15 protein-coding genes are annotated in these 15529 nt (G+C 69.3%); 4 read left to right on the forward strand and 11 right to left on the reverse strand.

The features are described 5' to 3' along the window. Nucleotides 1-140 precede the first annotated feature (140 nt). Nucleotides 141-1445: a zinc-dependent metalloprotease gene (locus tag E3T37_RS06820; protein ID WP_134366050.1), complete on the forward strand. Its 1305-nt coding sequence runs from the start codon at nt 141-143 to the stop codon at nt 1443-1445. Between the two features lie 209 nt (nt 1446-1654). Here the strand turns inward: E3T37_RS06820 and E3T37_RS06825 are convergent, their stop codons facing one another. The 4 genes from E3T37_RS06825 to E3T37_RS06840 all read right to left on the reverse strand — a co-directional run bounded on the left by E3T37_RS06825 (nt 1655) and on the right by E3T37_RS06840 (nt 6105). Continuing rightward, a complete protein-coding gene (locus tag E3T37_RS06825) occupies nt 1655-2518 on the reverse strand; it encodes an aldehyde dehydrogenase family protein (protein WP_134366051.1) in 864 nt (287 codons plus the stop codon). After that, a complete protein-coding gene (locus E3T37_RS06830) occupies nt 2515-4056 on the reverse strand; it encodes an aldehyde dehydrogenase family protein (protein WP_134366052.1) in 1542 nt (513 codons plus the stop codon). The genes E3T37_RS06825 and E3T37_RS06830 overlap by 4 nt, the downstream gene beginning before the upstream one ends. 11 nt (nt 4057-4067) lie before the next feature. Next, nucleotides 4068-5066, reverse strand: a complete 999-nt coding sequence (deoC, locus tag E3T37_RS06835) for a deoxyribose-phosphate aldolase (protein ID WP_370263618.1) — start codon at nt 5064-5066, stop codon at nt 4068-4070. An 88-nt stretch (nt 5067-5154) separates the two neighbouring features. Beyond that, nucleotides 5155-6105 carry a sugar-binding transcriptional regulator gene (locus tag E3T37_RS06840; RefSeq protein WP_134366054.1) on the reverse strand — a complete coding sequence of 317 codons (951 nt, stop codon included), beginning with the start codon at nt 6103-6105 and terminating at the stop codon, nt 5155-5157. Nucleotides 6106-6236: 131 nt separating this feature from the next. Here E3T37_RS06840 and E3T37_RS06845 point away from each other — a divergent pair, with 131 nt between their 5' ends. Further along, nucleotides 6237-6941 carry a maleylpyruvate isomerase family mycothiol-dependent enzyme gene (locus E3T37_RS06845; protein WP_134366055.1) on the forward strand — a complete coding sequence of 235 codons (705 nt, stop codon included), beginning with the start codon at nt 6237-6239 and terminating at the stop codon, nt 6939-6941. 27 nt (nt 6942-6968) lie between these two features. On the opposite strand, the gene E3T37_RS06850 is transcribed toward E3T37_RS06845, so the two are convergent. Genes E3T37_RS06850 through truB form a run of 4 tightly spaced genes read right to left on the reverse strand, consistent with a single transcriptional unit; the run spans nt 6969 to nt 9760 of the window. Further along, entirely contained in the window at nt 6969-7898 is a 930-nt protein-coding gene (locus E3T37_RS06850) for a bifunctional riboflavin kinase/FAD synthetase (RefSeq protein ID WP_134366056.1), read from the reverse strand. Beyond that, nucleotides 7895-8344 carry a hypothetical protein gene (locus E3T37_RS06855; RefSeq protein ID WP_134366057.1) on the reverse strand — a complete coding sequence of 150 codons (450 nt, stop codon included), beginning with the start codon at nt 8342-8344 and terminating at the stop codon, nt 7895-7897. The genes E3T37_RS06850 and E3T37_RS06855 overlap by 4 nt, the downstream gene beginning before the upstream one ends. Nucleotides 8345-8381: 37 nt before the next feature. Then, a complete protein-coding gene (locus E3T37_RS06860; RefSeq protein ID WP_134366058.1) occupies nt 8382-8750 on the reverse strand; it encodes a hypothetical protein in 369 nt (122 codons plus the stop codon). Continuing rightward, on the reverse strand, nt 8747-9760 hold the full coding sequence (truB, locus tag E3T37_RS06865; protein WP_134366071.1) for a tRNA pseudouridine(55) synthase TruB: 1014 nt from the start codon (nt 9758-9760) through the stop codon (nt 8747-8749). The genes E3T37_RS06860 and truB overlap by 4 nt, the downstream gene beginning before the upstream one ends. A gap of 147 nt (nt 9761-9907) precedes the next feature. Between truB and E3T37_RS06870 the strand changes: the two genes are divergently transcribed. Next, nucleotides 9908-10912, forward strand: a complete 1005-nt coding sequence (locus tag E3T37_RS06870) for a ketopantoate reductase family protein (RefSeq protein ID WP_134366059.1) — start codon at nt 9908-9910, stop codon at nt 10910-10912. A 175-nt stretch (nt 10913-11087) separates the two neighbouring features. On the opposite strand, the gene E3T37_RS06875 is transcribed toward E3T37_RS06870, so the two are convergent. Then, complete coding sequence (locus E3T37_RS06875) at nt 11088-11741, reverse strand: hypothetical protein (RefSeq protein WP_134366060.1); 654 nt, start codon at nt 11739-11741, stop codon at nt 11088-11090. Nucleotides 11742-11841: 100 nt separating this feature from the next. On the opposite strand from E3T37_RS06875, the gene E3T37_RS06880 reads away from it, so the two are divergent. After that, entirely contained in the window at nt 11842-12696 is an 855-nt protein-coding gene (locus tag E3T37_RS06880; protein WP_166787108.1) for an A/G-specific adenine glycosylase, read from the forward strand. Nucleotides 12697-12814: 118 nt separating this feature from the next. On the opposite strand, the gene rbfA is transcribed toward E3T37_RS06880, so the two are convergent. Together rbfA and infB are read right to left on the reverse strand one after the other, a co-directional pair. Continuing rightward, nucleotides 12815-13342 (reverse strand): 30S ribosome-binding factor RbfA, encoded by a 528-nt coding sequence (gene rbfA / locus E3T37_RS06885; RefSeq protein ID WP_134366061.1) that lies wholly within the window; start codon nt 13340-13342, stop codon nt 12815-12817. Between the two features lie 98 nt (nt 13343-13440). Then, nucleotides 13441-15529, reverse strand: a 2089-nt coding sequence (infB, locus tag E3T37_RS06890) for a translation initiation factor IF-2 (protein ID WP_134366062.1), incomplete at its 5' end; no start/stop codon positions are given.

A 15529-nucleotide genomic window follows, 5' to 3' on the forward strand; every position in this document is an offset into this window, starting at 1 on the left:
TTTTCCAGCGTAGGACATTTCCCAGTCCCCGCCATGAATCTCCGGCTAGCGTAGAGGCACGTGACTGAGAGGTGCCTGAAGTGGCTGACGACGACTCACGACCCGACGAGGGTCACAATCCTGAAGATGAGTTTCGGGACATGCTTCGCGACATCCTGTCCGGGAAGTCGTCCATCGACCCGAGCCAGCTGGCCGGGGCCGCCGGCCTTCCCAGCGACCCGGTGAGTATCGCGGCGCTGATGAACCAGCTCCAGGGCGCCCTGCGCAACTCCGGGGACGGTGCCATGAACTGGGACGCCGCACTCAGCCAGGGCCAGGAGCGCGCCGCCAACGGGCAACTCGCCGTCACCGATGAGCAGCGCACCGCCCTCGACCAGGCCTTCCACATCGCCGCGCTATGGCTGGACGAGGTGATCTCGGTCGCCGAGCTCACCACTCCCCCGAAGTTGATGACCCGCAAGGAGTGGGTCACCGCGACGATGCCGCTCTGGACCCAGCTCGCCGAACCGGTGGCCACCAGCATCTCCGATTCGCTGACCCGGGTTCTGACTGAGCAGGCTCCCGAGGAACTCAAGGGCATGATGGCCGGCGCGAGCCAGGTCATGCGCAGCATCGGCGGCACCCTGTTCGCCATGCAGCTCGGTCAGGTCGTCGGGCAGCTCTCCAGCGAGGTCGTCTCCGGCGGCGACGTCGGCATCCCGCTGCTCAGTGACCAGCAGGCCGCCCTGCTGCCCCAGAACGTCGCCATTTTCGGCGAGGGACTTGACGTTCCGGACGACCAGGTACAGATCTACCTGGCCGTGCGCGAGCTCGCCCACGCCCGGCTGTTCCGGCACTCGCGGTGGCTGCGCCTGCACCTGATCAGCTCAATCACCGACTTCGCCCGCGGAATCCACATCGACTCCGGCCGGCTCGAGGAACTCGCCGACGGCTTCGACCCCTCCAATCCGGAGGAACTGCGCGAAGCCATGGTCAACGGTTCGCTGATCCCGCCGAAGAGCGAGTCCCAGCTGGCCGCGCTGGCCCGGCTGGAGACGATGCTCGCCCTGATCGAGGGCTGGGTCGACGTCGTCACGCTCGAGGCCACCAGCCGCCTCCCCCGGGCCGATGCCATCGCCGAGACCGTGAAGCGCCGCCGTGCATCCGGCGGGCCGGCCGAGTCCGCGTTCGCCACCCTGGTCGGGCTGGAGCTGCGCCCGCGCCGTCTGCGCGAGGCCGCCGCCATGTGGCAGGCCGTGACGGATGCCGTGGGCAACGACAAGCGCGACGAGCTGTGGGCGCACCCCGACCTGCTGCCCACGTCGGCCGACCTGGACGCCCCTCAGGCCCTCGTGGCCCGGCTGACCAGCTCGGCGGCCGGCGCCGAACCGGTGCTGGACGAAGTGGACCAGGCCCTCGAGGACCTGCTGCGCGACGACGGCACCGAGCGCCCGCACGAGGAATAGTCGCGCGCTGCCGGGCCCGCACGGAACAACCCACGCTGCCCCCACGGGCGACACTCGCGCGGCCCTGACGAATTCGACGGAGATTTTAGGGTTTTGACGCCCTGCAGGCGCTTTTTTGGCCTTTTAGGCCAAAGTCTCCGTCGAATTCGTTAGGCGGGCCAGGGCTGGGGCCGGGCCGGCTGGGTTAGGGCCGGCCCGATCAGGGGCGGCTAGATCAGGCCCTTGGTGTGCCAGATCGTCTTCGTCTCCGTGAACGCCACGATGCGGTCGAGCGAGGGGCTCGCGGCATCCGGACCATTCTCGGGCTGCAGCACCCGGGTGAGCGTCTCGGCCGCGTCGATCTGGAGGTTGATCCAGTCGAGGTCACCGGCCCCGACGAGGTCGATGGCATTGACGTCCGCGTGGCTGGCCAGCCACGGGGCCATCTCGGCGGGTGAACCGGTGAGGATGTTGACCACGCCGCCGGGAACGTCGCTGGTGGCGAGCACCTCGCCCAGGCTGATGGCCGACAGCGGCATCCGTTCGTTGGCCACCACGACGACCGTGTTGCCCGACACCAGGGCCGGGGCCACGGCGCTGACGAGGCCGAGGAGGGACCCGCCGGTCTGCGGGGCGATGATCGCGACGACACCGGTGGGCTCCGGCACGGAGATGTTGAAGTAGGGACCGGAGACCGGGTTCGCGTTGCCGGCGACCTGCACGTACTTGTCCGCCCAGCCCGCGTACCAGACCCACCGGTCGATGGCCTCGTCGACCTGGGCGGACGCGGCGGCCGCCGAGACGCCCTCCGACTTCACGATCTCGTCGATGAACTGGGCGCGGCGCCCTTCGAGCAGTTCGGCGATCCGGTAAAGCACCTGGCCGCGGTTGTACGCTGTGGCGCCGGCCCAGCCGCCGAGGGCGGAACGGGCGGCGACGACCGCGTCACGGGCATCCTTGCGGCTGGCCTGCGCGGCGTTGGCGAGGAACACCCCGTCGTGCGAGCGAACCTCGTAGACCCGGCCGGACTCGCTGCGCGGGAACTTGCCGCCGACGTAGAGCTTGTAGGTCTTGGGAACGGCGAGGCGGGTCACTTTGCGGCCTTCTTTCGTGAAACGGGGGTCTTCGGGTCTGATTCCGTGGCGGCGATGCGAGCGGCCGGAGCGGCATTCACCGTGCGGGCGGCGGCGCGGCTCGCGGCCGGCTTGAGGTACGAGGCGAGGCCGTGGCGACCACCCTCGCGCCCGTAACCGGACTCCTTGTAGCCGCCGAAGGGGCTGGCCGGGTCAAAGCGGTTGAACGTGTTGGCCCAGATCACCCCGGCGCGCAGCTTGTCGGCGACGGCGAGCATGCGGCTGCCCTTCTCGGTCCAGATACCGGCGGAGAGGCCGAAGGGCGTGTTGTTCGCCTTCGCGATCGCCTCGGCCGGGGTGCGGAAGGTGAGCACGGACAGCACCGGGCCGAAGACCTCATCGCGGGCGATGCGGTGGCTGGTGGACACGTTCGTGAAGATGGTCGGCTTGAACCAGAAGCCGTTGTCCGGGAGCACGCAGTCCGGGCTCCAGCGCTCGGCGCCTTCCTGCTCACCGATGTCGGTGAGTTCACGGATGCGCTTCAGCTGCTCGGCGCTGTTGATCGCACCGATATCGGTGTTCTTGTCGAGTGGGTCGCCGAGGCGCAGGGTCGAGAGCCTCGCCTTGAGGCGGTCGATGACGTCGTCGTGAATGCTCTCCTGCACGAGCAGACGGCTGCCGGCGCAGCAGACGTGGCCCTGGTTGAAGAAGATCCCGTTGACGATGCCCTCGATGGCCTGGTCGATCGGCGCGTCGTCGAAGACGATGTTGGCCGCCTTGCCGCCGAGTTCGAGGATGACCTTCTTGTCGGTTCCGGCGACCGAGCGCGCGATGGCCCGGCCGGCTCCGGTAGACCCGGTGAACGCGACCAGGTTCACGTCGGGGTGCCCGACGAGGGCCTGACCGGTCTCCCGGCCGCCGGTGACGATGTTGACCACGCCGGCGGGAAGGTCCGCCTGCTGCAGGATCTCCGCGAACAGGAGCGCGGTCAGGGAGGTCGTCTCGGCCGGCTTGATCACGACGGTGTTGCCGGCAGCGAGGGCCGGCGCGATCTTCCAGGCGAGCATCAGGAGGGGGAAGTTCCAAGGGATGACCTGCGCGGCGACGCCCCGGGACGAGGGGGTGGGGCCGACTCCCGCGTGGTCGAGCTTGTCGGCCCAGCCCGCGTAGTAGAAGAACCAGGCCGCGACCAAGGGAACGTCGACGTCGCGGCTTTCCTTGATCGGTTTGCCGTTGTCGAGCGTCTCGGCCACGGCGAGCTCGCGGGCCCGTTCCTGCACGAGGCGCGCGATGCGGAACAGGTACTTGCCGCGATCGCTGCCGGAGAGCTTGGACCAGGTATGGGCGTAGGCGCGGCGGGCGGCGGCCACGGCGGTGTCGACGTCCGCAGAGTTGGCGTGGGCGATCATCGCGATCTGTTTCTCGGTGGCCGGGTTGATGGTCTGGAACGGCTCACCGCGACCGGCGACGAATTCGCCGTCGATGAAAAGGCCGTAGTCCGAACGCAGGTTCAGCAGGGCCTGGGACTCCGGGGCCGGAGCGTAGTCAAGAAAGCTCATGGGGTGATCCTTTAGTCAATCGTCACGTAGTCGGGTCCGGAGTAGTGTCCGGTGGTCATCTTCTGGCGCTGCATGAGCACGTCGTTGAGCAGGCTGGAGGCCCCGAACCGGAACAGGTGCGGCGTGAGCCACTCCTCGCCCACGGTTTCGGCCACGGTCACGATGTATTTGATGGCGTCCTTGGAGGTGCGGATGCCGCCGGCCGGCTTCACGCCGACTTTGTCGCCGGTGAGGCGGTGCCAGTCGCGCACGACCTCGAGCATGGACAGGGTCACGGGCAGCGTGGCCGCGACGGGGACCTTGCCGGTGGAGGTCTTGATGAAGTCTCCCCCGGCCAGGATGGCCAGCCAGGACGCGCGGCGCACGTTGTCGTACGTGTTGAGCTCCCCGGTTTCGAGGATCACCTTGAGGTGGGCGTAGCTGCCGTCGGCCCGGCGGCAGGTCTCCTTGACGGCGACGATCTCGTCGTAGACCTGGCCGAAGCGTCCGGAGAGGAAGGCGCCGCGGTCGATGACCATGTCGATCTCGTCGGCACCGGCGAGGACCGCGTCGCGCACGTCGGCGAGCTTGATCGCCAGGGACGCGCGACCGCTCGGGAAGGCGGTGGCGACGGCGGCGACGTTCACGCCGGCATCCGTGCCCGCGGAGTGCGCCGACCCGAGGGCCGCCACGGCGTGGGGAACCATGTCGCCGTAGACGCAGACCGCGGCGACGCGGGGGCAGGTCGGGTCGCCGGCGTCGGGGGTGAGCGCCTTGCCGACCAGGGAGCGCACCTTGCCGGGGGTGTCGGCTCCTTCGAGGGTGGTGAGGTCGATCAGGCTGATGATCTTGTCGATCGCCCACTTCTTGGAGCTGGTCTTGATCGAGCGGCTGCCGAGGTCGGCGGCCCGCTGCTCGAGTCCGACGGCGTCGATCCCGGGGATGCCATGCAGGTACCGGCGCAGGTTCGCGTCGGTGGCCTCGCCGCCGATGAGCGCCAGGGCTCGTTGCCCGGTGTTCAGCTGGGCCATAGCCGATGGGCTACTAGTCATGAGTTGTCCTTGCGGTTGGTGTGGTCCGGATGGTCTGGTCTGGTTCGGATGGTCTGGTCGTTCGGGCTCACGCGTGCTCGCCGAGGATGGCGAGGGCGGTGTCTTCGTCGGTGACCAGCACGGTGCACAGCCCGCTGCCGACGACGGCGCGCGCGATGGCGTGCTTGGAGCTGCCGGCGATCACGGCGATCGCCGTTTTCGCGTTGCGCAGCTGTTCGAGCGGGATGCCGACCGTGCGCTCGTCGAGTTCCGGGTCGACGATGTTGCCGTTGCTGTCGATGTAGCGGCCGACGATGTCGCCGACGGCTCCCTTGCGCACGAGTTCGGCCACCTGCTCTTCGGTTAGGTAGCCGCTATCGACCAGGGCCGAGTTCTGGTCTGCCTGGCCGGCGCTGAACAGGTAGGCGGATGCCGACGCCCCCAGCTTGAGGACGGCGCCGACGGAGCGGTCCGCTTCGATCGCCCGTTTGGTCTCCAGGCGTTCGAGGATGGCGGGACTGGGCAGCAGGGTCGCCGCGCCGGACGCTTTGTGCGCCATCGTGACGGCGGTGGCCGCCGCGGTGCCGGCGCGCCGGTTGAGGCTGACGCCGCCGTTGATCTGCACGACGTTGACGCCGTTGGCCCAGCCCTGCTTGAGGTGGAGTGACACCTCGTGCAGGGTGCGGCCCCAGCTGATGCCGAGGGTGCGCGGGACCGGACGCAGACCGGTGAGGTAGTCGGCGGCGGCCTGCGCGGTGCGGGACTGGAGTTCCTCGTCGCCGGAGACGCCCGCGGAGGAGACCACGATCGCATCCGTCAACCCGGTGGCCTCGCGGAGGCGGCGTTCCACGGACAGGCGACGGGCCCGCGGGTGCACGATCTCGATCCGGATGAAGCCGCTGGCCTTGGCCTGGGCGAGCAGCCGGCCCACCTTCCAGCGGGTCAGCCGGAGCACTGTGCCGATCTCGTCTTGCGTCTTGTTCTCTTCGTAGTACAGCTCGGCCGCACGAATTGACAGCAGTTCGTCAGTGTCCGTCACCCTGGTGCTCCATCCGATTTGTCACCAGCCTAAGACTCCCGCAGCCGGTGATCAACACGTGTAGGCAATCTTGCTCATCTGAGCAGGCACGGTGCCGGGGCGCACGCGGCGAGCGATCTAGGCTGGGGCGCATGGCAGATCTCTCGAAGTACCTCCCGCTAAGCCAACGGCCGGTCGGTGACGAATCCAGGGTCTCCTCTGACTGGGGCCCGCAGATCGCCGCCACCCTCCTCGCCACCGCCGATCTGCTGGACGGACTCAGCCCCGAGCAGTGGGAGGCGCCGAGCCTCTGCGCGGACTGGCGCGTGCGCGATGTCGCCGGTCACCTCGTCTGGCGGTTGGGAAGCTCAAACCGCGAGCTGCTGCGGAGCGCCGGCCGGGCCTGGCTGGCGGGCCGTTTCCTCAACCCGAACCGGGCGATCGACGCCGTCAGCCGTGCCGCCGCCCTGACCGAACCCTCCGAGCTGATCGCGAGCCTGCGCCGGATCGCGGCAGACCGCACGGCCGGGATCGGCCGGCAGGGAGTCACCGAGCTCACCGAGGCCGTCGTGCACGGCTTCGATCTGGCGCACCCTCTCGGCCTCGCCCTGACGGTCGACCCGACCGCGGCCGGAGCGGTCGCCCTCGGCCGCGCCCAGCGTGCCTCCACCCCGGTCAAGGCGGTCCTGCGCCGCCGCACCCTGGTGGCGTCGGATGCGCTCTGGCGCGTCGGCCGAGGCCCGGATTACCGGAGCACGGCCGAAGACATCGTGCTCTTCCTGTTCGGCCGCGCCGGGCTCACACCGGCGCCTCCGGCGGCTCCGACCGTTCCCGAAGACCTCACCGACCCGGTCTGAGCCTTCTCGGACCCGGTGCGGGCTGCGTCAGACGAGGATTCCGCGTGCCCGTTCCACGTCGTCGCGCATCTGCACGATCAGCGGGTCAACGCCGGTGAAGGCGACCATGCCGCGAATGCGGTCCACGAACGACACCTCCACCACATGGCCGTACAGATCGATGTCGCGGTCGAGCACGTGGGCTTCGACCTGCTTCTGGGGCACACCGTCGAAGGTCGGGTTGTTGCCCACCGAGATCGCGGCCGGGTAACGGATGCCGGCATCCGTCAGCCAGCCCGCGTAGACGCCGTCCGCGGGGATGAGCCCCTCAGAGTGCGGTGACAGGTTGGCGGTCGGGAAGCCGAGTTCGCGCCCCCGCTTCGCACCGTGCACGACCTCACCGCGAACGGTCGGCACGTGCCCGAGCAGAACGGACGCCGCTCGGACGTCGCCCTGCGCGAGCAGTTCCCGGATCCAGGTCGAGGACACCCGGCGGCTTCGGTCGGGCATCACGTCCTCGATCAGGCGCACGGCGAAACCGAACCTGTCCCCCAGCTGCTGCAACAGGGCCACGTCGCCGACGCCGCCGGCGCCGAAGCGGAAGTCCCGGCCGACGAGCACCGAGCGCGCGTGGAGTCCGCGCACGAGGATGCGCTCGATGAAATCCTCCGGCGGCAGGCCGGCCAGCGCCTGGTTGAACTCGAGCACGAGGGAGGCGTCGACCCCGGTTTCGGCCAGCAGGGCGAGTTTCTGTTCGGTGCTGATCAGGGCCTGCGGACAGGCATCCGGCTTGAGCAGGGACAACGGATGCCGGTCGAACGTGACCACGACGGAAGCCAGGCCCGCCTGCTCGGCCGCTGACTTCAGCTCGGCGACGACCGCGCGATGTCCGGCGTGCACGCCGTCGAATTTGCCGATGCTGACGGCGGAGGCCGGCCAGTCCTCGGGGATGGCGGCGACGCCGCGCATGATCTTCATGAGCGGACTTTGCCGCGTCGGGCGAGCCACCACATGCCCAGGATCGGAAGCACGAGCGGCACGAATCCGTAGCCGCGACCGAAGAACGACCACACCGTCTTGTGCGCGAACAGCTCCGGATCGACCACGCTGAGGGTGCCGACCACGAGCACTCCGACGAGCTCGAAGCCGATCGTGATCCACGCCACGCGTCGCCAGGGCCCGTCGCTCTTGATCAGGGCGATCGTGGCGACGATGTAGACGACCGCGGCCAGGGCCGAGAGGGAGTACGCCAGCGGGGCCGGGCCGAACTCCTCGGGGTCGAAGATCTGCACGAACGAGCGTCCGGTGGCCGCCAGCGCGAGCAGGCCGTAGACGGCGATCAGCACCCGGCCGATGCCGGTCACCCGGGTCGGTCGAACGGGCTCGGCGGTCGTCGCTGCGTCGTTGCTCTGTGGGGCGGTCATGGCGTTTTCATTATCGCAGCATCCGTTGGAACCGAGATCACAGCCCCTGCACCGTCCAGATCTGCCACATCCGGTAGACCATCACTGCGACGGCCAGGCAGGATGCGCCGACGATGACCGTGCTCCAGCGGCTGCGTTCGATCAGCGCCCAGACCACGGCGGCGACGGGCACCAGGATGGCGCTGATCAGGTAGGTGTAGAACTCGAGCACGCTGCCGCTGGCGTTGTTCCCCGTAAAGGGGGCAACGATGGCCACCACCAGCTGGGCGATCAGCAGCAGTTCCACCAGCGCCGTGGCGCCCAGCGAGAGGTCGCTGGGCTTTCGGCCGGCGAGGCCCAACCCGATACCGAGCAGGCCGGCGACTGTGGCGACGCCGAGTTGCAGCCAGGTGAACCACTCGATCATGATGCGTCTCCGTGGTCTCCGGCGCCGGCGGCTCCAGGCTCGGTTGCTGCGGTCGCGACTGCCGGGGCGGCGATCTCGTCGGGCGGGAAGTTGATCAGCGATTTGGCGTGGTCGCCGCGGTACTCGACCAGGCCGACCAGCCGTCCGTCCGGCGCGACGGCAGCGACCGGGCCGTCGACGTGGTCGGCCGGGTCCACCTGGATCTGCTTGCCGTGGCCGAGGTCGATCGCCTGCTGCTCGGTCAGGTCGAGGCGGCCCAGCACCCGGGTGGCGGCATCGGCGGGACCGATCAGAGCCGCCGGGACGTCCAGTTCCTCCAGCGGCTGGGCCGCGTCGATCCGGAAGGGGCCGATGCGGGTGCGGCGGAGGCTCGTGAGGTGGCCGCCGACGCCCAGGCCTGCGCCGAGGTCGCGGGCGAGCGCCCGGATGTAGGTGCCGGAGGAGCATTCCACCCGCACGGTCAGGTCGAGGTGGCCGTCGGCCGCCGCCGTGTCGATCAGTTCGAAGGCGCTGACGGTGACGGGACGGGACGGGAGGTCCACCTCTTCGCCGGCGCGCACCCGGGCGTAAGCGCGCTTGCCGTCGACCTTGATGGCGCTGACGGCGCTGGGCTGCTGCGAAATGGCTCCGGTGAGCTTCGCGATCCCGGCCGCAACGGCCTCCGGGGTGAGGGCGGTCACTGCGTCGACGGATGCCCGGCCGAGCTCTTCGCCCTCCGCGTCATCCGTTGTCGTGGAGGAGCCGAGCCGGATGGTGGCCAGGTATTCCTTGTCGAGGCCGACGATGTAGGTGAGCAGCCGGGTCGAGCTGTTGATGCCCAGGATGAGCAGCCCGGTCGCCATCGGGTCCAGCGTTCCGGCGTGGCCGACCTTGCGGGTTCCGGCCAGGCGGCGGGTGCGGGCGACGGCGTCGTGACTGGTCCAGCCCTGGGGCTTGTCGATCAGGACCAGGCCGCTGGCGGTGCCGCGGACGCGCGGTGCGCGCGGGGCGCGCGCCGGTTCAGCGGGGATTCGCCCGGACGTCGGTTCGCTGGCTGGTCCGTCGGATTCTTCGCTCACTCATGACATGCTATCCGGCCACCGGGCACCGGCCGCCCGCGGGCACTCTCCCCCGCACCCGTGCCCGCGGTGCCGACTCCCCCGACCTAGGCTGGGGGCATGAAGATAGCCGTGATCGGAGCGGGCGCCCTCGGCGGCACATTCGCGACGCTGCTGGCCCGGGCGGGTCACGAGGTTACCGTGACGGCCCGTGGGCTGGCGCTGGCGGTGATCCGGGCCGAGGGGATTTCGCTGACCGGCGGGTTCGGCCGGGCGCGGCAGCATCCGCTCGCGCTGGAACGGCTCGTGGAGACGCCCGACCTCGCCCTGATCTGCACCAAGGCGCAGGATGCCGCCGCAGCCATCGCGGAGAACGCCGCGGTGCTCGACGGCGCGGCTGTGATCGTCGTGCAGAACGGTCTCGACGGCGTGAACACGGCGCGGAGCCTGCTGCCACACTCGGAGTGCTTCGGCGCCCTGTCGATCATCGCCGCGAACTACTCGGCGCCCGGCCGGGTGACGATCACGACCGCCGCGCCCACCTACCTGGGCCGCGGGGACGGCGCCGCCGACGCGGCGACCAACGCGTGGCGGGACGTGCTCGCCGGCGCGGTTCCGACGGTGGGCATCGACAACTTCGTCGGCGCCCAGTGGACCAAACTCGTGGTCAATATGCTTAACGCCCTGCCCGCCATCACCGGGCTCAGCGTGCAGGAAGTGGTCGACGATGCGGGCCTCCGCCGGGTGATGACGTCCAGCATGCGGGAGACCGTTCGGGTGGGGATGCGGCGCGGTGTGCGCTTCGGTTCGCTGCAGGGCCTCGGCGACCGGCAGCTGCGCGCGTTCTCGCGGCTTCCATTGGCGCTCGGGCAGGTACTGCCGCTGCGGATGCGGAGGAGGATGGGCGACGTTCCGAACCTGGGCTCGACCCTGCAGAGCCTGAAACGGGGGCAAATCACCGAGATCGACTTCCTCAACGGCGCCGTGGTGCGGGAGGCCGGGCTGGCCGGCGTGCGGGCGCCCGTGAACGCCCTGTTGACCGCGCTCGTGCACGAGGTGGAGACGCGTGGAGTGCCACTGGCGCCGGTCGACGTTCTCGAGCGATTCGCGGCGCTCGCCCGCTGACCGCCGGCGCCCGGTCGCTCGCGCCAGGTCGCTCGCGCCTGGTCGGCATCCGTTCCTCCGCCATCCGTGCCTGCGCCCGTCGGCGAACGTCTCTCGCGGCGCACCCTCGCGACGCGGGCGCAGGTTGGAGGCTGCGCCCGCGGCCACAACCTGCGCCGCGAACGGAAGGGCTCGCTCAGCAGCTGTCGAGGATCACCCGGCGGGGTTCGTGCGGGTTGCTCAGGTCGATCACGGCGGTGGCCCGGCTGCGTGGCGTCGCCTCGTTTCGGTAGAGGCGGTCGGCCACATGGTGCTCGTTCGCGTCGTCCGTGGCCCCGGCATCCGTCGTCTCGGCTTCGGACTCGGCATCCGTTTCGACCAGTGCGCTGTACGACCAGAGGTCGCGCAGCTCCTTCCGGTTCAGGAATTCGCCGTCGACGATGAGGATGGCGTCGGCCGGCCCGGTCTGCCAGGTGGGCTCGATCCAGGTGTCCCGGTCCGGGTCGAACGCGCGGGTCACGAACCCGGTGCTGCCGCCCAGCCGGAAGGGTTCGAGCAGCACCCGCCGCAGCAGAGAGAAATCGTAGAGGTAGCGCAGCAGCCGCTCGGGAGATTCCGGACCGAACCGCCCCTGCTCGGCGCGAGAATGCCGGAATTGCCGCAGCGACGCACGGAAGACCGGGTGGCCCTGCTCGTCGAACACGGCGGCCAGGTCGTCGGCGAAGGCGGCGCGGGCCTCGGCATCCGCACCGTCGATGGCGATGACATGGCGGCCCAGGCCGTAGATGCCGAGGATCTCGCCCGCGAGGTCCCGCAGGAACTCGATCCGGGGTGTGGAGACAAGCTTCATGGATCGAGCCTAGGTTAGAACGGTGAACGTCACAGTCACCGGCAGCCCGGCAGCCAGCCCGGCACTCGGCCCCGCACTCAGCCCAGACCTCAGCCCCGGCATCAACGCCTGGTTCCATCTGAACGCCCGCGACCTGCCTTGGCGCCGGGACGGCTTCGGCGCCTGGGGCGTGCTGGTGAGTGAGTTCATGCTGCAGCAGACCCCGGTCAGCCGCGTGATTCCACGCCTGGAGGAGTGGCTCGAGCGCTGGCCCACCCCGGCGCACCTCGCGGCCGTGCCGCCAGGCGAGGCGGTGCGGGCCTGGGCGACGCTCGGCTACCCGCGCCGCGCGCTCTGGCTGCACGCAGCCGCGGTGGAGATCACCGAACGCCACGGCGGCCTTGTCCCGGAGGACGTCGACGCCCTGCTCGGTCTCACCGGGATTGGCGATTACACCGCCCGGGCGGTCGCCGCATTCGCCTACGGCCACCGGCATCCGGTCGTCGACACCAACACGAGAAGGGTCATCGCCCGCGCCGTGGCCGGCCAGGCCGAACCCGCCCCGCCGAGCCGCGGCCGCGACCTCGACGCCATGTCCGCGCTGCTGCCCGCCGGCCGCGACGAGGCCGCCCGATTCAACGCCGGCATCATGGAGCTCGGCGCGGTCGTCTGCACCGCGAAGTCCCCACGCTGCGACGGGTGCCCGATCCGCGACCTGTGCCGCTGGCGCGCCGCCGGCTATCCCGCCTACAGCGGCCCGCGAAAGGCAGTGCAAAAGAAGTTCGAGGGCAGCGACCGGCAGGTGCGCGGCCTGATCATGGCCGAGCTGCGCGCGACCCGGCACCCGGTGACGGATGCCGAGATCAGCGGGTTGTGGCCCGAGGCCGTCCAGCGCGAGCGCGCCCTGACCGGCCTGCTGGCCGACGGGCTCGCGGTGTCGGCCGGGGCCGGGCTCTACGTGCTGCCGCACGAGTGAGCATCGGAACCCGGGCAAAAAAGAAGCGGCGCGGACCGGCCTGAGCCGATCCGCGCCGCACCGCACCGCACCGCGTTAGCGAACGCGATCCCTGAGGATCCCGCCCTACAGGCGCGACTTACTGGCGGGATTCCTCATCGAGGGGCGCTTCGGCGTGCTGGGCGGCCGGGGCCACCACGACATCCTCGTCGTCTTCTTCATCATCGTCTTCGTCAGCCTCGTCGTACTCACGCGGCTTGACGTACGGGTCCTCCTCACCGGCGTACTTCGCCGTGCGGGCCTGCTCCTCGACCTGGGTGTCGCGCTCGCGCGCCTCACGCAGGAGATCGTCGATGAGCGCGGCGTTCTCCGGGATCGCGTCGGCGATGAATTCGAGCGACGGGGTGAGCCGGGCCGTGATGTTCTTGCCCACCTCACTGCGCAGCATCCCGGTCGCCGCCTTGAGCGCGGCGGCGCTGTCGGCGCGTTCCTCGGCATTGCCGTAGACGGTGTAGAACACCGAGGCATGCTGAAGGTCGCCGGTCACCTTGACGTCCGTGATGGTCACGAAACCGAGCCGTGGGTCCCGCAGGCCGCGCTCGATCCGCTTGGCCACGATGACCTTGATGCGGTCGGCCATTTTCCTGGCGCGTGCCGGATCTGCCATGGTCTTACTCCTATTTTCGAAAAACTACCGAAGTGCGGGTCCCGTCCTCACCCTCGTTCAGGGACGCGAACGAAACCCGCACCATCATCCGGAGGTGGTTAGACCCGCGGCTTTTCCTTCATTTCGATCGTCTCGATCTCGTCACCGATCTGGATGTCGTTGAACTTGCCCAGGCCGATACCACACTCGAAGTCCGTGCGGACCTCGGTGACGTCGTCCTTGAACCGGCGCAGCGACTCGATGCCCAGGTTGTCTCCCACGACGATGCCGTTGCGGATGACCCGCGCCTTGGCGTTCCTGGTGATGACACCCGAACGAACGATGACACCGGCGACGTTTCCGAACTTGGAGGAGCTGAACACCTCGCGGATCTCGGCGACACCACTCTGCACCTCTTCGAACTCGGGCTTGAGCATTCCCTTGAGGGAGTTCTCAATGTCCTCGAGTGCGTTGTAGATGACGGAGTAGAAGCGCACGTCCACGCCTTCACGGGCGGCGCGTTCGCGTGCCTTCGTGTCGGGGCGAACGTTGAAGCCGATGATGATGGCGTTGTCGACGGTGGCGAGGTTGACGTCGCTCTCCGTGACCGCACCCACTCCGCGGTGGATGATGCGCAGCTGAACCGAATCGTCGACCTCGATCTTGAGGAGCGACTCTTCCAGTGCCTCGACGGCACCGGACACGTCGCCCTTGATGATGAGGTTGAGCGATTCGACCTTGCCCTCTTCGAGTGCACGAGTGAAGTCCTCGAGGCTGATGCGCTTGCGGGCCTTGGCCAGCAAAGCGTTCCGCTCGGCGGCTTCGCGCTTCTCGGCGATCTGACGTGCCGTGCGGTCTTCCTCGATCACGAGGAAGGTGTCACCGGCGCGCGGAACACTGGAGAGGCCCTGAACCTGGACGGCCCTGGACGGGGTGGCGGCGAGCACGGGGACGCCGTTCTCGTCTGCCATCGCACGAACACGGCCGTAGGCCGTTCCCGCCACGATGGAGTCTCCGACGTGCAGGGTTCCGGACTGGATGAGCACGGTTGCAACGGCGCCGCGGCCCTTGTCGAGGCGAGCCTCGATGGCCACGCCGCGAGCGTCCTTGTCGGGGTTGGCACGCAGGTCGAGTCCGGCGTCCGCGGTGAGCAGCACGGCGTTCAGGATTTCCTGGATGCCGATTCCCTGCTTGGCCGACACGTCGACGAACATGACGTCTCCGCCGTATTCCTCCGCGACGAGTCCGAATTCGGTGAGCTGCTGGCGCACCTTCTGCGGGTTCGCGCCTTCCTTGTCGATCTTGTTCACTGCGACCACGATCGGCACGTTGGCGGCCTGGGCGTGGTTGAGCGCCTCAATCGTCTGCGGCATGATGCCGTCGTCCGCCGCGACCACGAGGATCGCGATGTCCGTCACCTGCGCACCACGTGCACGCATGGCGGTGAACGCCTCGTGGCCCGGTGTGTCAATGAAGGTGATGGCGCGTTCGATGCCCTCGTGCTCGGTGACGACCTGGTACGCACCGATGTGCTGGGTGATCCCGCCGGCTTCGCCCGCGGCCACCTTGGCGTTACGGATGGCGTCGAGGAGAGCCGTCTTACCGTGGTCAACGTGGCCCATGACCGTGACGACGGGAGGCCGGGCGAAGAGTTCTTCGTCGGTCTCGTCTTCGAGTTCCTGGTCGATGTCGATGTCGAAGGCAAGCAGGAGCTCGCGGTCTTCGTCGTCGGGCGAGACCATCTGGATCTTGTAGCCGAGCTCGCTGCCGAGCACGTCGAAGGTGGCCTCGTCGAGGGACTCGGTCGCCGTTGCCATCTCACCGAGGTGGAACAGAACGGTGACCAGGTTTCCGGGGCTCGCGTCGATCTTGTCGGCGAAGTCCGTGATCGAGGCACCGCGGCGCAGACGCACAACGGTTCCGCCGTCGCCGCGGGGGACGCTGACGCCACCCAGCGACGGGGCCTCGCGCAGCTCGAACTCTGCCCTCTTCGTGCGCTTGGACTTGCGGGCCTTGTTCTTGCCGCCACCGCGACCGAAGGCACCAGCGGTTCCGCCGCCGGGGCCGCGACCGCGACCACCGGCGCCACCGCCACCAGCGGGGCGGGGCGGACCGAAGCCGGGGGCTCCAGCCGGAGCGCCACCGGGGCGCTGGAAGCCGGGGCGTGCGCCGCCGGCGCCGCCCGGAGCGCCACCGGGACGCTGGAAG

Source organism: Cryobacterium sp. TMT2-10, from assembly GCF_004403075.1.
GTDB lineage: Bacteria > Actinomycetota > Actinomycetes > Actinomycetales > Microbacteriaceae > Cryobacterium > Cryobacterium shii.